This window comes from Streptomyces cellostaticus (genome assembly GCF_001513965.1).
GTDB classification, from domain to species: Bacteria; Actinomycetota; Actinomycetes; order Streptomycetales; family Streptomycetaceae; genus Streptomyces; species Streptomyces cellostaticus.
Window position 1 is genome coordinate 627,524 of the sequence record NZ_KQ948016.1, and the last position, 19,994, is coordinate 647,517.

General features: G+C 72.5%; 17 protein-coding genes, 1 other RNA gene and 2 pseudogenes. 6 read left to right on the forward strand and 14 right to left on the reverse strand.

What is annotated here, in order from left to right:
• Positions 1-67 precede the first annotated feature (67 nt).
• Positions 68-1,237, reverse strand: a complete 1,170-nt coding sequence (locus tag AQI88_RS06430; protein ID WP_208615726.1) for a serine hydrolase domain-containing protein — start codon at positions 1,235-1,237, stop codon at positions 68-70.
• On the reverse strand, positions 1,189-2,484 hold the full coding sequence (locus AQI88_RS06435) for a multidrug effflux MFS transporter (protein ID WP_066993213.1): 1,296 nt from the start codon (positions 2,482-2,484) through the stop codon (positions 1,189-1,191). The genes AQI88_RS06430 and AQI88_RS06435 overlap by 49 nt, the downstream gene beginning before the upstream one ends.
• 166 nt (positions 2,485-2,650) lie before the next feature.
• On the opposite strand from AQI88_RS06435, the gene AQI88_RS06440 reads away from it, so the two are divergent.
• Positions 2,651-3,409: an SDR family oxidoreductase gene (locus tag AQI88_RS06440; protein ID WP_066993216.1), complete on the forward strand. Its 759-nt coding sequence runs from the start codon at positions 2,651-2,653 to the stop codon at positions 3,407-3,409.
• A 219-nt stretch (positions 3,410-3,628) separates the two neighbouring features.
• On the opposite strand, the gene AQI88_RS06445 is transcribed toward AQI88_RS06440, so the two are convergent.
• On the reverse strand, positions 3,629-4,846 hold the full coding sequence (locus AQI88_RS06445; RefSeq protein ID WP_244184051.1) for a D-alanyl-D-alanine carboxypeptidase family protein: 1,218 nt from the start codon (positions 4,844-4,846) through the stop codon (positions 3,629-3,631).
• A gap of 329 nt (positions 4,847-5,175) precedes the next feature.
• Between AQI88_RS06445 and AQI88_RS06450 the strand changes: the two are divergent.
• A pseudogene (locus AQI88_RS06450) lies at positions 5,176-5,876 on the forward strand (ABC transporter ATP-binding protein).
• A 43-nt stretch (positions 5,877-5,919) separates the two neighbouring features.
• Here the strand turns inward: AQI88_RS06450 and AQI88_RS06455 are convergent.
• Both AQI88_RS06455 and AQI88_RS06460 read right to left on the reverse strand, forming a co-directional pair.
• Positions 5,920-6,903 (reverse strand): aldo/keto reductase, encoded by a 984-nt coding sequence (locus AQI88_RS06455; protein ID WP_079057418.1) that lies wholly within the window; start codon positions 6,901-6,903, stop codon positions 5,920-5,922.
• A gap of 58 nt (positions 6,904-6,961) precedes the next feature.
• Positions 6,962-7,288 carry a nuclear transport factor 2-like protein gene (locus AQI88_RS06460; protein WP_066993221.1) on the reverse strand — a complete coding sequence of 109 codons (327 nt, stop codon included), beginning with the start codon at positions 7,286-7,288 and terminating at the stop codon, positions 6,962-6,964.
• Positions 7,289-7,438: 150 nt separating this feature from the next.
• Here AQI88_RS06460 and AQI88_RS06465 point away from each other — a divergent pair, with 150 nt between their 5' ends.
• Positions 7,439-7,984: a DoxX family membrane protein gene (locus AQI88_RS06465; RefSeq protein WP_066993224.1), complete on the forward strand. Its 546-nt coding sequence runs from the start codon at positions 7,439-7,441 to the stop codon at positions 7,982-7,984.
• A gap of 70 nt (positions 7,985-8,054) precedes the next feature.
• Here the strand turns inward: AQI88_RS06465 and AQI88_RS06470 are convergent, their stop codons facing one another.
• The 7 genes and pseudogenes from AQI88_RS06470 to AQI88_RS06505 form a co-directional block, all read right to left on the reverse strand.
• Entirely contained in the window at positions 8,055-9,719 is a 1,665-nt protein-coding gene (locus tag AQI88_RS06470; RefSeq protein WP_066993227.1) for an FAD-binding oxidoreductase, read from the reverse strand.
• Between the two features lie 456 nt (positions 9,720-10,175).
• Positions 10,176-10,578, reverse strand: an RNA gene (gene rnpB / locus AQI88_RS06475) — RNase P RNA component class A.
• Between the two features lie 115 nt (positions 10,579-10,693).
• Positions 10,694-11,479 (reverse strand): annotated as a pseudogene (locus AQI88_RS49015) (DMT family transporter); the annotation flags it as partial.
• 24 nt (positions 11,480-11,503) lie between these two features.
• The gene (locus AQI88_RS06490; protein WP_066993235.1) at positions 11,504-12,322 is read right to left on the reverse strand and encodes an AraC family transcriptional regulator; all 819 of its coding nucleotides are present in this window, start codon (positions 12,320-12,322) and stop codon (positions 11,504-11,506) included.
• A gap of 26 nt (positions 12,323-12,348) precedes the next feature.
• Complete coding sequence (locus AQI88_RS06495; RefSeq protein ID WP_398698688.1) at positions 12,349-12,870, reverse strand: TetR/AcrR family transcriptional regulator; 522 nt, start codon at positions 12,868-12,870, stop codon at positions 12,349-12,351.
• Positions 12,863-13,282 (reverse strand): DUF4260 family protein, encoded by a 420-nt coding sequence (locus AQI88_RS06500; protein ID WP_079057419.1) that lies wholly within the window; start codon positions 13,280-13,282, stop codon positions 12,863-12,865. The genes AQI88_RS06495 and AQI88_RS06500 overlap by 8 nt, the downstream gene beginning before the upstream one ends.
• 100 nt (positions 13,283-13,382) lie before the next feature.
• Complete coding sequence (locus AQI88_RS06505; RefSeq protein ID WP_066993237.1) at positions 13,383-14,000, reverse strand: TetR/AcrR family transcriptional regulator; 618 nt, start codon at positions 13,998-14,000, stop codon at positions 13,383-13,385.
• A gap of 113 nt (positions 14,001-14,113) precedes the next feature.
• On the opposite strand from AQI88_RS06505, the gene AQI88_RS06510 reads away from it, so the two are divergent.
• Positions 14,114-15,622: an FAD-dependent monooxygenase gene (locus AQI88_RS06510; protein WP_066993760.1), complete on the forward strand. Its 1,509-nt coding sequence runs from the start codon at positions 14,114-14,116 to the stop codon at positions 15,620-15,622.
• A 51-nt stretch (positions 15,623-15,673) separates the two neighbouring features.
• Here the strand turns inward: AQI88_RS06510 and AQI88_RS06515 are convergent, their stop codons facing one another.
• The gene (locus AQI88_RS06515; RefSeq protein ID WP_066993239.1) at positions 15,674-17,107 is read right to left on the reverse strand and encodes an RNB domain-containing ribonuclease; all 1,434 of its coding nucleotides are present in this window, start codon (positions 17,105-17,107) and stop codon (positions 15,674-15,676) included.
• 74 nt (positions 17,108-17,181) lie between these two features.
• Between AQI88_RS06515 and yaaA the strand changes: the two genes are divergently transcribed.
• On the forward strand, positions 17,182-17,964 hold the full coding sequence (gene yaaA / locus AQI88_RS06520; protein ID WP_066993241.1) for a peroxide stress protein YaaA: 783 nt from the start codon (positions 17,182-17,184) through the stop codon (positions 17,962-17,964).
• Positions 17,965-18,036: 72 nt separating this feature from the next.
• Positions 18,037-18,699, forward strand: a complete 663-nt coding sequence (gene eda / locus AQI88_RS06525) for a bifunctional 4-hydroxy-2-oxoglutarate aldolase/2-dehydro-3-deoxy-phosphogluconate aldolase (RefSeq protein ID WP_066993243.1) — start codon at positions 18,037-18,039, stop codon at positions 18,697-18,699.
• Here the strand turns inward: eda and AQI88_RS06530 are convergent.
• Positions 18,671-19,987: a bifunctional RNase H/acid phosphatase gene (locus AQI88_RS06530; protein WP_066993245.1), complete on the reverse strand. Its 1,317-nt coding sequence runs from the start codon at positions 19,985-19,987 to the stop codon at positions 18,671-18,673. The genes eda and AQI88_RS06530 overlap by 29 nt on opposite strands.
• Between the last annotated feature and the right edge of the window lie 7 nt (positions 19,988-19,994).

The following is a 19,994-nucleotide window of genomic DNA, read 5'->3' on the forward strand; positions in this document are numbered from 1 at the left end:
CTGCCGATTGTATGGCTGGGGGCTCCGCCCCCAGACCCCCCGGTCGGTTGCAAAGGCGCGGTCAAGATCAGATCACCGCCCTCGCCAGACAGGTGCCCAGCGCGGCCCTCGGCCTGCTGTCCGGTGCCCGGCGTCGCGGATGCACGGTGTTCGCCAGCAGCACCAGGAACGTGTCCGTCGCCGGGTCGAGGACCAGCGAAGTCCCCGTGAACCCCGTATGCCCCGCCGCTCCCCTGCCCGCCAGCTCGCCCATGAACCAGGGTTGGTCCAGGGCGAAGCCCAGGCCCGGTGGGATCAGCAGCAGTTCCACGAAGTCGGGGCCGAGGATGCGCGCGGGGCCGTATGCGCCGCCCGCCAGCAGGGCCCGGCAGAAGACGGCGAGGTCGCGGGCGGTGGAGAACAGGCCCGCGTGGCCCGCCACCCCGCCGAACGCCCAGGCGTTCTCGTCGTGGACCACGCCCCGCAGCATCCCGCGGTCCGCCTTGGCCCAGGGGCGCCGCTGGTCCTCGGTGGCGGCCGCGCCGGGGCAGGGGCCGTAGGCGGTCGCCGTCATCCCGAGCGGGCGGGTGATGCCGTCCTCGATCAGGATGTCGAGGCTGCGGCCGGTGATCCGCTCCAGGACGAACTGGAGCAGGAGCATGTTCAGGTCCGAGTAGAGGTACCGGCCGGGCTCGGACGTGGGGGCCGCGACCCGCAGCAGGGCGAGGCGGGCCCTGTCGTCGGGGCAGTCGTACAGCGGGAGGTCGGGGCGCAGCCCGGAGGTGTGGGTGAGCAGTTGCCGCACGGTGATGTCGTGTGCGGCGGCCGCGGTGAACTCGGGCAGGTAGGCGCCGACCCGGGCGTCCATGCCGAGGGTGCCGCGCTCGATCTGCTGCACGGCGGCGACGGACGTGAACAGCTTGGTGAGGGAGGCCAGGTCGAAGGGGGTGTCGACGGTGGCCGGGACCCGGGCGGCGGGCGGCAGTTCGACGCCGGTGTCGGTCTCGGGGTCGTAGGAGGCGTAGCGCACCGCCCAGCCCGCGGCCTCGGCCACGGCGATCACGGGGCCGCGGCCGGCCAGCACGACGGCACCGGCCGCCCACGGGCGCGCTCCGGTGGTGAGGGCGTGCACCGCGTCGGCCAGGTGCCCGAGTTCCGTGGGGTCGAGCCCGGCTCGTTCGGGTGTGCCGGCGCGCAGTCTCGGTGCGCTCAGTTCTGGTCCCCCTCCGCCCCCGCACGTGTGTTCCAGGGACGGCACATTCCCACGAAGCAGGCCGCCGCGACCAGTGCTCCCGCCAGTTGGACGAGCGCCATCGGCACGGCGGTGTGTTCTCCGGCGACCCCGACGAGCGGGGAGGCGACCGCTCCGACGAGGAAGGAGGTGGTGCCGAGCAGCGCGGAGGCGGAACCGGCGGCGTGCCGGGTGCGCAGCAGGGCGAGGGACTGGGCGTTGGGCAGGGTGAGGCCCATCGCGGACATGAGGACGAACAGGGCGGCGGCGACCGGGGCCAGGCCGACCTCGCCGAAGACGCCCGTGGTCATCAGCAGCAGGGCGGCCGCGGCGAGCACGATCAGCGCGAGGCCGGTGGCGAGCACCTTGTCCAGGCTGACCCGGCCCACCAGCATCTTGCCGTTGACCTGCCCGGCGATCATCAGTCCGACGGAGTTGAGGCCGAAGAGCAGGCTGAAGGTCTGCGGGGAGGCGCCGTAGATTTCCTGGATGACGAAGGGCGAGGCCGAGACGTAGGCGAACAGGGCGGCGAAGGCGAAGCCGCCGGCGAGCGTGTAGCCGGTGAAGGGCAGGTCGGCGAGGAGGCCGCGCATCGCGCGCAGGGCCTCTCCCACTCCCCCGCCGTTGCGTTCGGCGGGCGGCAGCGTCTCGGGCAGCCGCAGCCAGACGACGGCGGCGAGCGCGGCCCCGACGACGGTGAGGACGACGAACACGCCCCGCCAGTCCGTCACCCTGAGGATCTGCCCGCCGATCAGCGGCGCCACGATCGGCGCGACCCCGGATATCAGCATCAGGGTCGAGAAGAAGCGGGCCATGGCGACGCCGTCGTAGAGGTCGCGTACGACGGCCCGCGCGATGACGATGCCCGCCGCGCCCGCGAGGCCCTGCGCCAGCCGGAAGGCGATCAGGGTCTCGACGTTCGGCGCCACCGCGCACAGGGCGGTGGCGAGGAGATAGACGGCGAGGCCGGTCAGCAGCGGGCGGCGCCGGCCCCAGCGGTCACTCATCGGGCCCACGACCAGTTGCCCGAGCGCCATGCCGGCCATGCAGGCGGTGAGGGTCAGCTGGACGGTGGCGGCGGGGGTGTCGAGGGAGCGGGTGACCTCCGGCAGGGACGGGAGGTACATGTCCATGGCGAGCGGGGGCGTGGCGGTGAGGCCGCCGAGGACGAGGGTGACGAGCAGGCCGGTGCGGCGGGTGGCGGCGGTCGCGGGCTGCGCGATGGCGGACTCGTGTTCCGTCTCCGGTGTCGGTGCCGCCGCGTGCTCGGGCATGTGTCCCTCCCTCTCGTACTGAATCGGCCTCTATGTTCGCAGCTCGCACACATTGCCGTGGCGCACATGAACGAGGGCGGGCCGTCGCCACCGGTGCCGCCGGGCGGCAGCCGTATGGCGGACACCTGATTCCGCATGGCGGACTTCCCGCCTACGCTGCGGAGCCATGACTGACAGGCAATCGAAGATCGCGGTGGTGACCGGTGCCGGTTCCGGCATCGGTCGGGCCGTCGCCGTGGAGCTGCTGCGCACCGGCTGGTCGGTGGCGCTGGCCGGCCGGCACATCGGGACACTGGAGGAGACGGCGGCGCTGGCGCCCGGGGCGCCCGCACTCGCCGTGCGCACCGACGTGTCCCGGCCCGAGGACGTGGAGGCGCTGTTCGCGGCGGCCGCGGAGCTGTTCGGCCGGGTCGACCTGCTGTTCAACAACGCGGGGACGTTCGGCCCCGGCGGGGTGCCCGTCGAGGACCTGCCCTACGACGCCTGGCGGCACGTGGTGGACACCAACCTCAACGGGGCGTTCCTGTGCGCGCAGGCGGCGTACCGGCGGATGAAGGAGCAGGACCCGCAGGGCGGCCGGATCATCAACAACGGCTCCATCTCGGCACACACGCCCCGCCCCCACTCGGTCGCCTACACCGCGACCAAGCACGCGCTGACCGGCCTGACCAAGTCGCTGTCCCTCGACGGGCGGCCGTACCGCATCGCGGTCGGTCAGATCGACATCGGCAACGCGGCCACCGACATGACGGCCCGGATGCAGACGGGTGCGCTCCAGGCCAACGGGGAAGTCGCTCCGGAACCGGTGATGGACGTGGCCGATGTGGCGCGCACCGTGCGGCACATGGCCGAGCTGCCGCTGGAGGCGAACGTGCAGTTCGCGACGGTGCTGGCGACGGCCATGCCGTACATCGGGCGCGGCTGACCCTACTTACACAAACGGAATTTGAACATCCGCGGTATTGCGGCCGGTCGAGGCCATATGCTCAACTTTCCTCCACGAGAGCTTCACAGTTGGAGCACGTGGATTCCGTAGCCACACCGAGGGGGGAAGGCGGCGGCCGTTCCACCGGACCGGATGTGGGGGTGGACCTCGCGCAGGGCGCGGGGTACGCACCGGTCGGTGGAACAGCCGCCGCACAGCTCAGCGCCGGTGCCGGCCGCCGGGCTCCGCCGTCTGCGCGTCCTCCTCGTACGCCGCAGCCGCCGCAGCCGCGGCCGCGGCCGCCCTGCGTCGCCGCCGCTTCAGCACCAGGACCCCCGCCGCCGCCAGCAGCGCCGCCGTACCCCCCGCGCCTTCCACCAGCCGCCCGGTGGATGGCCCTTCGGACTCCGAGCCCGGAGCGCCGGCCGCCGCCTGCCCGTTGTTCCGCGCGGGCGCCCGGCTCGCGCTCGCCCCGCCCTCGCTGAGCGGTTCGACCAGCGTGCCCACCGCCTTCGCCGAACGCCCTTGCCCGAAGCCCCAGTCGAGCAGCGCGGCGGTCTGCTCGTAGACGGCGTTGCTGCCTTCGGCGGGATGCATCACGGTGACCAGCAGGGTCCGGCCGCCCCGGGTGGCCGCGCCGGTGAAGGTGTTGCCGGCGTGGCTGGTGTAGCCGTTCTTCACGCCGATGAGACCGTCGTACGTCGTCAGGCCCCACGCCCCGGTCAGCAGGCGGTCGGTGTTCTGGATCTGGAAGGTCTTCTTGCCGCCCGCCGGGAAGTCGGCGGTCCGCGTGCCGCAGTAGCCACGGAAGTCGGTGTCCTTCAGGCCGTGCCGGGCGAACAGCGTGAGGTCGTACGCCGAGGAGATCTGCCCCTGGTGGTCGAAGCCGTCGGGGCTGACCACATGGGTGTCCAGGGCCTGCAGATCCGCGGCCTTGGCCTGCATCTCGGCGACGGTCTTCGCGATGCCGCCGTTCATGTGCGCGAGCACGTGCACCGCGTCGTTGCCGGAGCGCAGGAACACGCCCTGCCACAGCTGGTGGACGGAGTAGGTGATGCCGGGCTTGATGCCGACGAGGCTGGAACCCTCCGGGACGTCGGCGAGGTCCGCGTCGGTGACCTTGTACCGCTGGGCGGGGTCGAACTTCTTCAGCACGGTGTCCGCGAACAGCATCTTCAGCGTGGAGGCGGGCGGGAGGCGCCGGTGCGCGTCGAACGAGGCGAGCACCTCACCGCTCTCGCCGTCGGCGACGAGCCAGGAGCGGGCGGTGAGCTTCTTGGGCACTCCGCCGGCGCCACGCACCTGGATCCCGTTGCGGGCCAGCTGCCCGCCGCCGATCACGGTCGTGGCGGAGGCCTCGGTGGCTGCGGACAGGGGAAGGGCGGCGGCGGTCAGACCAAGGACGGCACGCCGGCTGAGCCGGGAACAATCACGCACCCGGGGACCGTACACCGAAGCCCCCCGGCGAAAATGTGATCGAGAACTCCACTTTCTCAGCCCTGGCACATCCTTTACTCAGTGCGCCTCAAAGGTTCCTCCCCAGCTGGTGGCAGCGCCCACAGCGAGCGCCGAGAACCTTCGAGGAACGGGATGTCCGGCATCTGTCTCAAGCGCGAGCCGAGCCGGCGCAAGAAGGCGGCTCTGGTCATCGCGATGGGTCTGGCGCTCGGTATCGCGCTGTGATGACGCAGGGCGGTCAGGCCCTGAAGTCCTCGCTGGTCGCGCAGGTCGCCGCGCAGAAGGGCGGGGCCGGCGCGGTGGGCGCGGTGGGCGCCCTCTCCCTGAACGTCACCAAGGTCGACGGCTCCTTCACCCAGGGCAAGGCGAAGAGCACCAGCGGCGGTCAGCAGCAGGGCGGGCCCGGCGGCGGTGGCAGCAGCGGCCAGCCGCAGGTGCAGGGCGGCGGCGCCGGCTTCGACGTCAACAGCTACTCCGTGGCCGGCGTCGACGTCACCGACCAGGCAGCGAGGCCAGGCTGACCCGGCTGCTCGCCGAGAAGATCGGCATCATCTTCCAGGCGTTCAACCTGATCCCGACGCTCACCGCCCAGGAAAACGTCGAGACGGCCCTGGTCCCGCTGGGCGTGAAGCCCGCCGAGCGCCGCGAGCGGGCTGCCGAGGCCCTGCGCTCGGTCGGCCTCGGCGAGCGCCTGACCCACGTCCCGTCCGAGCTGTCCGGCGGCCGGCAGCTGGGGGTGCCCCCAGGCCCTCAAGGCACTGAGGGAGCGTCGCCATCGCCCGCGCGCTGGTGAAGAAGCCGAAGGTGCTGCTCGCCGACGAGCCCACCGGCAACCTCGACGAGGGCACCCGCGACGACATCATGGCCCTGCTGGAGGCCTGTGGCGGAGCACGGGCTGACGTTCGTCATGGTCACCCACGACTCCTCCATCGCCCGCCGCTCCCCGCGCCTGGCCACGATCAAGGCCGGGCAGATCACGCTCATCGAGCAGTACGCGCAACGGCAGTAAGGCAGTCGGTACCGACCCTGCCGTTACGCCCTGTCGGGGCCGCTCACCTCCCGAGCAGCCGGTCGATCTCGGCCAACTGCCCGGGAGTGAGCGGCCCTTTCGCCATCGCCCCCGCGTTCTCCTCCGCCTGGGCGACCGAGCGGAAGCCCGGGATCGGAACAGTGCGCGGGCTGCGCGCCCACAGCCAGGCCAGGGCCCCCTGCGCGAGCGTACGGCCGTCGCCGGTCAGCACCTCCCGCAGCGCGTCGACCCGGGCGAGCCACTCCGGATCGGCCCCGGAGCCGTCCCCGAACCCCTGCAACCACGCGGGCGGCCTGCTCCGGATGTCCCCGGCCTCCATCGATCCGCGCCGCTTCCCGGTCAGCAACCCCATGGCGAGCGGGCTGCGGTTGATGCTGGCGAGCTCCGACTCCTCGCACAGCGCCAGCATGTCGGGCGCGTCCTGCAGCACGTTGAGCGCGTGCTGCACGGCCGCGCAGTGCTCCCCTTCGGCGAAGACGGCGGCGCGGGCGGGGTCGTCCGTGCTCCAGGCGTAGGCGCGGACGATCCCTTCCTTGACGAACTCCTCGCAAACGTCACGGAGTTGAGCCGCCTGTTCCGGCTCCGCGTCGGAGAGGTGCAGCTGGTAGAGGTCGACGTAGTCGGTGCCGAGGCGACGCAGGGACGCGGTCAGGGCACGGCGGGCGTAGGACGGGGAGTCGTCGGCGCCGGTGAGGGTGCGGGCCGGCGCGTCGAAGACGTTGCCCCACTTGGTGGCGACGACGACATCGGCGCGGCGCTTGCCGAGGGCACGGCCCAGCACGCGTTCGCTGTGCCCGGTGCCGTAGACGTCGGCGGTGTCGAAGAAGGTGACGCCGAGATCGAGGGCACGGTGGACGGCCCGTACGGACTCCTCGTCGTCGACCTTCCCCCAGCCGAGGGGCTGCCCGTCCGCGGACTGCCACTCGCCGCCGATGGCCCAGCATCCGAATCCGAGGGCACTCACTTCTATGCCGCTGCGCCCCCATGTCCTGGTGGTGGTCTCCATGCCTCGGAACGCTAGGAGTTGGAGCGCACGCGAAGACAAGCCCTCAGGCAGGGCGCGCTTACGCCTGCCCGGTCTCGAAGCGGGCGATGTGGCCGTCCGGTGTGACGGTGAAGCGCCAGGCGGTGCGCATCTCGCCCCAGGTGTCGTTGCGGTACTGGGCGATGAGCGCATGCCCGCCGTCGGACTCGGCGTCGACGTCCATGTGGCCGTGGGAGGAGAAGATCTCGTTGTCGATCCATTCGGCGAGGTCACGGTCCGCGCCGTCGTCCGACATGGTCGCGTCGGGCGTCAGCAGGTCCATGAAGGCGTCGCGGTCGTGCGCGTTCACGGCGGTGACGAAGGCGCGGACGGCCGGGTCGCTGAGTCTGGCGGGCTGAATCGTCATGCCAGCCAGACTCACACCGCTCCCCCGGACCCGCCACCCGAACGGCATCCAGGACGGGCCCGCCCGTGTGAAGGGTGCGACGGTGGAAACCCGGGAGGGGACCTCTTACCTGCTGATGGCCTGCTGATGGCCTGCCGATGGGGAGTCACCGTGACCTGTTACGACCGACGTGATCTGGGACTGCTGCTGCTCCGGCTGGGGACCGGCGGGGTGCTGGCCGCGCACGGCGCGCAGAAGCTGTTCGGCTGGTTCGGCGGGCACGGTCTGGAGGGAACCGGCCAGTTCATGGAGTCCGTCGGCTACGTGCCCGGCAAGGCCAGCGCGACGGCGGCGGGCCTTGCGGAGGCGGGCGGCGGCACGCTGCTGGCGCTCGGCCTCGCCACCCCTGGGGCGGGAGCGGCGGCGGCCGGCGCGATGGCCGGGGCCGCGGCGGTCCACAAGCCGAACGGCTTCTTCGCCCAGGAGGGTGGCTACGAGTACGCGGCGACCCTGGGCTTGGCCGCGGCCGGTCTCGCCGTCGCGGGCCCCGGCCGCCTCTCCCTCGACCACGCGTCCGGCCATGTGTTCGATCGCGGCTGGATGGTTCCGCTGGCCCTGGGGGTGACGGCGGTGGCGACGGCGGTCGTGGTGGGCGCGCGCAACGAGCGGATGCGGGAGAAGACGGAGGGGGAGCAGGAGGCGTTGTTCGAGGACTAGCCGGGACTGGCCGGGACTGGCCGGGACCAGCCGGTGTTTACCCGCCGTCCGGCGCCCCCTGGACTCCCGGTCACTTCGTCCCGGGGAGGCGAACAGACTGCGTGTGCCGGAAGACGTTCCGCGGATCCCAGTACGCCTTGGCCCGCTGCAACCGCTCGTAGTTGGCCCCGTAGTACAACTGGTACCAGGGCTGGCCTTCGGTCGGGTCATTGAACTCGGGGTCGCTGAGGTCGACGTCGGGATAGTTGACGTAGCAGCCGTCGGTGTGGGGGATCTCCGGCAGTTCCGGGGTGGGCATCACGGGTACGCCACCGGTCTCCGCGTACATGTCCTGATAGAAGCCGCGGATCCAGGCCAGGTGCGGCGCGGCGATCCCGGGGTCGGCCAGGGCGTCCTGGTAGTCGAAGGCTCCGTCGCGGTTGGCGTCCTTTCCCCAGGTCCAATAGGTCTGGTACTGGAGTTTCAGCACGGACGAGCGCTGGGGCACGGCGGTGTCGAACGGGTCGACGTCGTTGATCCGGCCGCCGTAGGAGTCGACCTGGAGCAAGGCGTCCTCGTTCTTGTATTCCGTGGTGAGGTGCTCGAAGAGCACGTCGAGCTGGCGGTCGGTGAAATGTGCCGTGTGGTAGGCGGACTTGTACTTCCCGCACCGGCTCGGGCCGGAGTCGTTGAAGTTCTGGGTCGCCGTGAGCCAAGACAGCCGGGTGGGGATGTACTGGTCGTTGAGCGGCGGGTGTTCGCCCATCTGCAGGTCGAAGAGGGTCTGCGGGTAGACCTCCTCGGGTGCGATCCAGTTCAGGAAGCGGTTGAGTCGCTCGATCGAGTCGTCGCGGGTGCCGTCGAGCTGGATGATCAGGCCGACCTTGCCCTTGGTGTGGTTGGTCAGCTTGAGCAGCGTGAACAGATCGCGGTAGTCGAAGTCGCGGAGGAAGTCCGGGCCGCCTTCGCCGGTGTGCTCGGCCTCGAAGAACTCGCCGTAGCGGCGCACCAGATCCTTGAACTTCTGGGGGTCGGCCTTGAAGAGGCCCCAGTCCCAGGCCAGCGCCCTGGTCAGCACCTGGGCCGGCGGCTCGGGCAGGCCGCGGAACCAGTAGCGGGTGACCACGCCGAAGTTGCCGCCTCCGCCGCCGGTGTGCGCCCACCACAGGTCCTGGAGCGCGCGCTCCGGGGAGTCCTTCCGGGCCACGGTGACCTCGGCGTGCGTCCGGTCGCGCACCGTGACCACCTCCACGGCGTACAGGTGGTCGACCGTGAGGCCGTGCAGCCGGGAGAGCAGGCCGAAGCCACCTCCCGAGATGTGGCCGCCCGCTCCGACGGAGTAGCACGAGCCGCCGGGCACGGTGAGACCGTACCGGCGGTACAGCTGGGTGACGGTGTGCCAGTTGGTCGCGCCCGCCTCGACGCAGTACGCCTCCATCTCGGCGTCGTAATAGACACCGTCCATGGTGCTGACGTCGATGATGACGGCGACGTCGTCACCGCAGACGAAGTTCTCGTAGCAGTGCCCGCCGGAGCGGACCGTGATCCGGCGCGGCGGCACGGCACCGTCGGCCGTGCCGGTGAGGTAGGTGTTCAGCGCGGCGACCACGTCGTCGGCACCGGCGGCCACCACGACGTAGTCGGGGCTGGCGATCCACCGCTGGTTGAACCCCCGACGCAGCGCCTCGTAGCGGGCATCACCCGGCCCGACCTCGATCGGGCCGACGGTCCGGAGGTGACGGGGCTCGGCGGGCATGGTGATACCTCCACGGCAGACGGCAACCATCGATCACCGAAGGTTATGCCGCTGTCACTTTCAGTGCCTCCGCCATCCGGGTGACGCCCCAGACGCACGGGGGCAGACCGCCCTCACCCACGGGCGCTCATGCGCCGGGGGCGCCCGATGGCGCGTCATCAGAATGGGGGGTTCGCACGGCAGGGACCCGCGACGGGAGAAAAGCAATGGGCAGCCGCCCCAGTACGTCAGCGATGCCGCCGAGCTGACCGAAGACTGGGCTTTCGTCGTCCGGCACAAGCCAGTCACCGACCCGCACCTGACACTCGCTGACATCGGCGTCTACCTGCGCGTGCTGCGGTGTTCCCACGTGGCCTGCGCAGAGGACGGACCCTCGGGCCGGTTCACCGTTCGGGCGCTGCGCACCATCCGTTCGAGGGCAGCGGCGGCACACGCAGCGCGGTGAGCGGGGAACGGCAGACGAGTCGGGCTGTACGCCGGGTTCTGTTCCCCGGGTTCCTCGCGGAGCCCGGGGCGACGGCCATCCATCTAGGGCCGGCGTTGCCGCCGGCCTCGTGCGGTCTACCCGCGGACTCGGGCGGGCAGCCCTCGAACGTCCGCGCAGGAGCACCGAGGTGCTCCCTTTTGACCTTGCTCCGGGTGGGGTTTACCTAGCTGCCCAGGTCACCCTGGGCACTGGTGGTCTCTTACACCACCGTTTCACCCTTACCGAGGACCGAGGTCCCCGGCGGTCTGTTTTCTGTGGCACTGTCCCGCGGGTCACCCCGGGTGGCCGTTAGCCACCACCCTGCCCTGTGGAGCCCGGACGTTCCTCGGGAAGCCCCCTAGGGGGACTCCACGCGGCCGTCCGCCCGGCTCGTCTGCCGTGTCGACCATGGTACCGGGCGGGTGGACCGGCGTGGACCGGCGGCCGTCGCGAAGACCGAGCCCGTCAGGATGAGGGCGAAGGCGGCCAGCACCGTGGCGGTCAGCGGCTCGTTCAGGAGCAGGGCGCCCGCCGCCACCGCCACCGCCGGGTTGACGTACGTGATCACCGTCGCCCGCGTCGGGCCCGCCTCCTTGATCAGCTCCAGGAAGGCCACGAAGGCGACCGCCGTGCAGATCACGCCCAGGCCCGCCAGGGCTGCCAGGACCGAGGGGGAGGGGAGAGAGGACGGACGGGTCAGGGCTGCCGCGGGGGCGTAGACCAGGGCCGCCAGGGTCAGGCAGGCCGCCGTCAGGTGCAGGGACGGTACGTCCTTCAGGCGGCGCGCGGCTATCAGGGGGGCCGTCGCGTAGCCCAGGACCGTCAGCAGGACCTCGGCCAGGGAGCGGGTGTCGCCGCCGGTGAGGTGCGGGAGGGTCAGTACCGTCACGCCGGCGAGGCCCAGCAGCAGGCCCGCGATGCGGCGGCGTCCCAGGTGCTCCATGTCCTGCGAGACGAAGAAGCGGGAGACGAGGACTCCGACGATCGGCACGCCCGCTATCAGCAGGCCCGCCGTCGAGCTGGACAGGTGCCGTTCGGCGTCGGTGAGGGTGAACCAGGGGCCCATGATCTCCAGGACCGCGAAAGCCAGCATGGGGCGCCAGTGGATCCGGATGGTGCCGAGGAGGCCGCCCTGTCGCAGCGCGAACGGGAGCAGGAGGGCCGCGCCGAGCGCGCAGCGCGTGAACACCACCACGGGCGGGGACACCGCGTCCACCGCCACCTTGATCATCAGATAGGGGATGCCCCACACCACTCCCATCAGGGAGAACAGGAACCAGCCGCGTGCAGTCATACGGCGAGTTTCGGCCGTACGGCCTCAGCTGTCTTGAACGCTGTTGCGGTACACCGCCGGGGTCACCCCGAGCACCCGGCGGAACCAGCGGGTCAGGTGCGCCTGGTCGGCGAAGCCCACCAGGCCCGCCACTTCGGCCGGGCGCATTCCGGTCTCCAGCAGACTGCGCGCCCGGGTCACCCGGTACTGGGCGAGCCAGGCGTACGGCGGTATCCCCATCGTCGTACGGAAGGCGCGCAGGAGCTGGTAGCGGGACAGGCCCAGGTCGGCGGCGAGCAGGGCGAGGGAGGGCGGGGCGGCGAGTTCGTCGGCCAGGCGGTCGCGGACGGTCAGGGCCAGGGCGGCGGCGCCGGGGATGTGGCCCGGGACCGGTCTCGCCGTGGAGTGGCGGCAGGCCAGGGCCGTGAGCAGCCAGGGGAGGCGGGATTCGGCCTCCAGCGGGTCGGGGCAGACGCTGAGTTCGGCGTGGGTCACCCGCAGTGCGGTGGCCAGTTCGGGGTCGTCCAGGAGGGGTTCGCGGAAGTGCGGGCGGCCGCCGAGGGTGCCGTCGGCCAGCAGGGACGGCTCGGCGTACAGGGCGCGGTAGGCGTAGCCGCCGGTGGGGGTGCCCGGTCCGCCGGTGTGCATCTCGCCGGGTTCGAGGACGACGATCGTGCCGGGGCCGGTGCGGATGTGGCCGCCCCGGTAGTCGATCACCTCGGAGCCGCCCACGCAGACGCCGACGGTGTATTCGTCGTGGGCGTGCGGGGCGTAGGTGTGCCGGTGGAAGTTCGCGGTCAGCAGGTCGAGCGGGGGGCCGCAACGGCCCAGTCGCGCTCTCGTCCACAGCGCCTGTTCCGCCATCGAAGACCCCCTTGCCGTACTCGCTGCTAAGCGTGCAACGCCTTCAGGCCCCGCTTCCATGCCGCGTCCAGGTCGGCGTCGGCCGGAAATCTGCCGTGGATCTCCAGGATCACCATGCCGTGGGCGAAGGCCCAGACGGCCCGGGCCAGGTCCAGGTCGCCTGCGCAGGTCCGCAGCAGCGGCAGGGCGGCCCGGTCCTCCAGGCCGGCGGGGAGTCCGGCGCGCGGCAGGGGGCGTTCGGTGGCCAGGCAGTACAGGTGGGGGTGGGCGAGGGCGTAGGCGCGGTAGGCCTCGGCGAGTGCTTCCGGTGAGCCGGGGGCGCGGGCCTCGGCGGCCTCCAGGACCTCGGCCGTCTCGGCGAGCAGCTGTGCGGTCAGCTCGACCTCGACGGCGTGCTTGTCGGGGAAGTGCTTGTAGAGGGAGGGGGCCTTGATGCCGAGGCGGTCGGCGAGGGTGCGCATGGTGAGGGCGGCGGGCCCGGACTCCTCCAGGAGGGCGCGGGCGGCCGCGGCGATCTCCTGTGCCCTCGGCGTCAGATGCTCAGCCACGCTGGAAGCCCTCCTTCGTCCGCAGTCCGTATCCGAAGGCGCGATCGTACGAGATGTGGGCGAGCCAGCCGCACAGGGCCGCGAAGGCCGGAGCCCAGGTGAAGGGCGTGACCGTGTAGAGGGCCAGCAGCGCCAGCGGGACCAGCGCGCGGTGCATCCCGTTGTAGTACGGCACCGCGCGCGGTGCCAGCTGCCCCTTCGCCATGCGGGGCGCCTCGTCCAGGGCGACGAGGAAGGTCAGGTCGGGCAGGACCAGGAAGGCGAGCGCGAGGGTGCCGGCGGCCCAGCCGTGGTTCACGGCTTCCAGGACCGCGAAGGCGGACCAGAACAGGGCGGCCGCGAGCCAGGCGGTGCGGCGCAGGACGGTGAGCGTGGAACGGGGGTGGGTGGCGCCGGCGGTCGTACCGGTCATGGCTGCCTCCAGGGTCGTACGACGTCCGGAGCCAGACCGATCTGGCTAACGCCGTTAGCCATGACGGTATGGCTAACGGCGTTAGCCGTCAAGAGGGCGACTATTGCGGGGCCATCCGCTCCAGCGCCGCGAACGCGCTCTTCAGGCGCGCTCGGTGATCCTCCGCGACCTCCTCCACCGGGTCCCCCGCCATCAGCCGGCGCGCCGACGTGACGTAGACCGTGCGGTACGCGGCGACCGTCAGGGCCGCCAGGAGGTGCGGGTCGGCCGCACCGGCCTCGGCAAGGGCGGCCACCAGGGCGGACTCGACCTCCTCAAGGCCTTCGCGGGCGCGGGCACGCAGGGCCGGCGAGTCGATGACGACCCGCCAGAAGTACACGAACCTCTCCCCCACCCCGCTCAACGGGTGGCCCTGGTCGAGCAGTTGGAGCGCGAGGCGACGCAAGGCGGCGAGCGGAGACTCCCCGGGGGCGCGGCCGCGCACCGCCTCGGCGAACAGTTCGGCCGCCTCGGGAATGCGGTCGAGGAACAGGTCCTCCTTGCGCGGGAAGTAGTTGAAGACCGTCATGGCGGAGACGCCCGCAACCCGGGCGACTTCGGCGACGGTCACCGCATCGAAGCCCCGCTCCGCGAACAGCAGCGTCGCGATGTTCGAGATCCGCTGCCGCGTCTCCCGCTTCTTGCGCTCCCGCAGGGAAGGCTCTGGCCCCTTGCTCATAGAAAAACTATAGCCGCTCTAAACTTTTAGTGACTACAGTGAAGCGCATGACGACAAAGAAGCCCACGAAGTCCGTGACGGCGAACGAAAACGGGGCGACGGATTACGACGTGATGGTGGCCGGCGCCGGGCCGGTGGGGCTGTTCCTCGGCTGCGAGCTGGCGCTCGGCGGGGCCCGGGTGCTGGTCGTGGAGCGGCTGACCGCGGTGGACGAGACGATCAAGGCGGGCGCGGTCAACATCCCGAGCGCGGTCGCCTTCTACCGGCGGGGACTGCTGCCCGCGATGGCGGCGGTGTGGGAGGCGGCCCGGGAGCGCATGCGCGCCTTCGGGAAGCAGCCCACGATCCCGCCCAAGTTCGCCGGGCACTTCGCCGGAATCATGATGGACCCCGCCCTGTTCGACGGCTCCGACCCCGCCTGGGCGGACGTCGGCCCGGCCGCCGAGGCCGGGCTCGGCGTGCCGCAGGCCGAGCTGGAGCGGATCCTGGCCGCGCGGGCCGCAGAGCTGGGCGTCGAGGTGCGCCGAGGCGTGGAACTGACCGGCTTCGAGGCGGACGAGGACGGGGTGACCGTACACCTGAGTGGCCCCGAGGAGATCCGGGCCGGCTGGCTGGTGGGCTGCGACGGCGGCCGCAGCACCGTCCGCAAGCTCGCCGGGTTCGACTTCCCGGGTACGGCCCCGGAGATCACCGGCTACCAGGCGGTCGTGGAGCTGACCGGATCCGAGCGGCTGGGCGCGGGCTGGAACACCACCGACGTCGGGACGTACGTCCACGGGCCCTTCCCGGGCCGCGTCCTCAGCGTGGAGTTCGACGGGCCCCCGGGCGAGCGCTCGGCACCCGTCACCGCCGAGGAACTCCAGGCGAGCCTGCGCCGGGTGTCGGGCGTGCCGGAGGTGACCATCACGAAGGTGCTCTCGGCGACCCGGTTCACCGACAACGCCCGCCAGGCCACCGAATACCGCAAGGGCCGCGTCCTGCTCGCGGGCGACGCGGCGCACGTGCACTCGCCGTTCGGCGGGCAGGGGCTCAACCTCGGCATCGGGGACGCGATGAACCTGGGCTGGAAGCTCGCCGCCGTGGTGCGCGGCCGGGCACCGGAGTCCCTGCTGGACAGCTACACCGCCGAACGGCACCCGATCGGCGCCTGGGTGCTCGACTGGACCCGCGCACAGATCGCGCTGATGCGCCCCGACCGGCACGCCCGCGCCCTGCGCCGGGTGGTGACCGACCTCGCCCTGACCACCCCCGGCACCACCTACCTGGTCACGCAGATCTCCGGCGTCTGGCAGCGCTACGACCTGCCCGGCGACCACCCGCTGACCGGCCACAGCGCCCCCGACCTGGAACTGGCCGACGGCACCCGGCTCGGCGACCACCTGCACACCGGCCGGGCCCTCCTCCTCGACCTCGCGGACGACCCCGAGCTGCGCGCCCGCGCCGAGGGGTACGGCGACCGCCTGGACATCCTCACGGCCACCTGCCCCGAACGAGCCGACCTGACAGGGCTGTTGCTGCGGCCCGACGGCTTCGTGGCGTGGGCCGCGGGCGACGGGAACACCCGGGACGCGCTGACCGACTCCCTGGAGCGCTGGTTCGGGAGGCCTGCGTCCCGCGCTTGACCTTGCCGCGACGGCTGCACGCCGACGACGCCGACGGGCTCGTGGGGGCTCTCACGCGGGCACGAACAGGACCTTTGCCGTTCCCGGATCCGCTCGGGTGAGGCGGACGCGCAGGCGCTGTCCGAGTGGCAGGTGCTCGCCCTCGATCCGGCCGATGACGGCCGGGGACGCCAACTGCACGGTGCCGACTGCCGGTTGACGGTCCGAGAGGTCCACCACGCAGGCGTCGAAGACGTCTCCGACGCGGTCCTTGAGGAGGGCCGCCTCGACGAGGTCGACGCACTCCCGCTCGACCGTGGCCGCGCGGCGGCTGCCGTCGGCCATCTGCCGGGGCAGGGCGTCGAGCGCGGTGAGCACCCAGTCGGGCGGGGTGTGGCCGGCGGCGGCCGCGAGGCAGAGTTCGGCGGAGTAGCGGTCGGCCAGGCGGCGCAGGGGGGCCGTGCAGTGGGTGTAGGGGACGGCGACGGCGGCGTGCGTGGTGATCGCGGGCAGCTTCCCGTCCCGGAAGACCGTGTAGCCCGCGCCGCGCAGCAGGGTCGTGCACTCCTGGAGGAAGGCCGCGTGGTGGGGGTCGTGCGGGTCGAGGGTGCGGATCAGTGCCGCGTACGACACGTGGTGCGGCCAGTCGATGTGGAGGGCGACCGCGGTGCGGCGCAGTCGGGCCACGGCGCCGTCGGGGGCGGCCGGGAGGGTGCGCAGGATGCCGGTGCCGGTGACCAGCATCAGGTCGGCGGCGGCCATCCCGGTGAGCAGGGAGAGCTGGGCGTTCCAGCCGTCGGCGGGCAGCGGGGCGCGGTAGGCCAGCTCGTAGCTGTGGCCCCGCTCGGTGATCTCCTGCTCGGGGACGTCGAGGGAAATGCCGCCGCGTTCGACCTCAAGGCGCTCCCGGGCCAGGCCGATCTCCTTCAGCAGCGCCACCGGCTCCTCGGCCGTCCCGCCGTCGATCTGCCGCTGCACGCCCGCGTAGTCGAGCTTCGCCCGGCTGCGGACCAGGGCCCGGCGCACGTCGACGGCGACGGTACGGCCCTCCGCGTCCAGGTCGAGGGTCCACAGCACGGCCGGCCGCGACCGGCCGGGCAGCAGGCTCGCGGCGCCCTCGCTGAGCACGGTGGGATGCAGCGGGACCCTCTGGTCGGGGAAGTAGAGGGTGTTCACCCGCCGGTGCGTCTCCGCGTCCAGGGCCCCGCCGGGTGCGACGAAGGCGGCGACGTCGGCGATGGCGTACCGGACCCGGTAGCCGGCGCCCTGCCGGGACAGGTGCATCGCCTGGTCGAGGTCGGTGGAGGCGGCCGGGTCGACGGTGAAGAAGGGGAGGTCCGTGGCGTCGTACGACGGCAGGGCGGGCGCCTTCGCCGACCGCTCCGCCTCCTCCTGGACCTCGGCCGGAAAGGCCTCCGGTACGCCGAGTTCGGCGCGGAGCGCGGCGAGGGCGGCCCCGAGGGGGGCCTTGGGAGCGCCGGTCACGCGGATCTTGCGGCGGGGCATGTGTCGAGCGTAGGGCGAAGGCGCGTGAGCAGCACCCCGTACGCTGGCGCAGAGCTCTAGACGAAGGAGTACCCGTGCTTGTCCTGCTGCCGCCCTCGGAAGGCAAGGCGTCCTCGGGCCGTGGCGCCCCGCTGAAGCCGGAGGCGCTGTCCCTGCCGGGGCTGGCCGGTGCGCGGGAGGCCGTGCTCGGGGAACTGGTGGAGCTGTGCACCGGCGACGAGGAGAAGGCGCGCGAGGTGCTCGGGCTGAGCGAGGGGCTGCGCGGCGAGGTCGCGAAGAACGCCGGGCTGCGCACGGCCGGGGCCCGCCCCGCCGGGGAGATCTACACCGGTGTCCTGTACGACGCCCTGGACCTGGCCTCGCTGGACGCGGCCGCGAAGAAGCGGGCGGCGCGCTCGCTGCTGGTCTTCTCGGGGCTGTGGGGCGCGGTGCGGGTGACGGACCGTATCCCCTCCTACCGCTGTTCGATGGGCGTGAAGCTGCCGGGCCTCGGCGCGCTGGCCGGGCACTGGCGGGCGCCGATGGCCGAGGCGCTGCCGGAGGCGGCCGGCGGCGGACTGGTGCTGGACCTGCGCTCGGCCGCCTACGCGGCGGCCTGGAAGCCGAAGGGCGAGGTCGCCGGGCGGACCGCGACCGTGCGGGTGCTGCACGCGCCGACGCGGAAGGTCGTCAGCCACTTCAACAAGGCGACGAAGGGCCGGATCGTACGGAGCCTGCTGTCGGCCGGAACCGCGCCGAAGGACCCCGCCGAGCTGGTGGCGGCGCTGCGGGACCTCGGGTACGCGGTGGAGGCGGAGGCGCCGGGGAAGGCGGGGAAGCCGTGGGCGCTGGACGTGCTGGTGGAGGAGATCCACTGAGCGGCCGTTGATCGCATTGCATCATGTGCAACGCCCTTTGCGCATGATGCTGCCCGTGGGCACGATGAGGGCATGACCTCACCGCTGCCCTCCTCTTCGGCTGCCTCCGTGCTGGATCTCGCGCCCGTCGTGCCCGTCGTGGTCGTGTCCGACGCCTCCGACGCCGTGCCGCTGGCGCGGGCGCTGGTGGCCGGCGGGCTGCCCGCGATCGAGGTGACGCTGCGGACGTCTGCCGCGCTGGACGTGATCCGGGCGATCGCCGGGGAGGTGCCGGACGCGGTGGTCGGGGCGGGCACGGTCCTCACGCCGGAGCAGGTGAGCGAGTGCGTGGCGGCCGGGGCGCGGTTCCTGGTCAGTCCGGGGTGGACGGACGCGCTGCTGGACGCGATGCGCGGGTCCGGGGTGCCGTTCCTGCCCGGGGTGTCGACCACCTCGGAGGTCGTCGCGCTGCTGGAGCGCGGGGTGCGGGAGATGAAGTTCTTCCCGGCGCAGGCGGCGGGCGGTACGGCCTATCTGAGGTCGCTGGCCGGTCCGCTGCCGCAGGCCCGCTTCTGTCCGACGGGCGGCATCGGGCCGGCGAGCGCGCCGGAGTATCTCTCCCTGCCCAACGTCGGCTGCGTGGGCGGAAGCTGGATGGTCCCGGCGGACGCGGTGGCCGCCGGGGACTGGGCCCGGGTCGAGGAGCTGGCGCGGGCCGCCGCCGGGCTCAGGGACGCAGGTGGGACGTGTCGTTGAACAGCCGCACGCTCGCGTTGCCGTCCGCGTAGTACGCCACCGCCGACAGGGAGGCGGCGGAGAGCTCCATGCGGAACAGCGACTCGGGCGGAGCGCCGAGGGCGAGCCGGACGAGGGTCTTGATCGGGGTGACGTGGGTGACCAGCAGGACGGTACGGCCGGCGTAGGCCGCGACCAGCTTCTCCCGGGTGGCCTCCATGCGGGTGGCGGTCTCCGCGAAGCTCTCGCCGCCGCCGGTGGGGTGGGCCTCCGGGTCGGCGAGCCAGGCGTTCAGGTCGTCCGGGTGGCGCTCTCGGACCTCGCCGAAGGTGAGGCCCTCCCAGGCGCCGAAGTCCGTTTCGCGCAGTCCGTCGTCGATCGTGACGTCGAGGCCGAGGCGGGTGGCGACGAAGCCGGCGGTCTCGCGGGTGCGGGCGAGCGGGGAGGCGACGATCGCCTGGATCGTGCCGCGCGTGGCGAGCGCCTCCGCGACTCGGCGGGCCTGCTCGCGGCCGGCGTCGGAGAGGGAGGGGTTGGTGCCGCCGCTGCCGGAGAAGCGCTTCTGGGGGGTGAGGGGGGTTTCGCCGTGGCGGAGGAGGACGAAGGTGGCGGGGGCGCCGAGGTCGGGGGCGGCGCTCCAGCCGGGGCGCTGCTCGCTGGAGGTGGACCGGGATTCCCCGCTGGAGCTGGAAGGGTGCTGCTCGCTGGGGGTGGTAGGGCGCTGCTCGCCGGGAGGTGCCGCTGCGCCCATCCGTGCCGCCCCAGCGGCACGACTGCCCGCAGCTGCGGCAGGTGCTTCACCCTTCGCCCGCGCCGCCCCCGCAGCACGACTGCCCGCAGCTGCGGCGGCTGCGGCAGCCATGTCGGCTGCACGGGACGCGGACGGCGACCACTGTTCGCCCTTTGCGCCCGCGTCCATCGCCTCGTTCGCCAGGCGGTCGGCGTGTTTGTTGCGTTCGCGGGGGATCCACTCGTAGGTGACCCGGTCCGGCGGGAAGACCCTGCTCGCCTCGGCGGCGAGCGGCTTCAGGTCGGGGTGCTTGATCTTCCAGCGGCCCGACATCTGCTCGACGGCCAGCTTGGAGTCCATCCGGACGTGGACCTGGGCGGCGGGGTCGAGGGCGTGCGCCGTGCGCAGGCCCGCCAGCAGGCCCCGGTACTCGGCCACGTTGTTCGTGGCGATGCCGATGTACTCCGCGGCCTCGGCGAGGGTCTCGCCCGTCGCCGCGTCGCTCACCACGGACCCGTAGCCCGCGGGCCCCGGGTTGCCCCGCGACCCGCCGTCCGCCTCGACGATGAACTCCCGCACCGCGTCA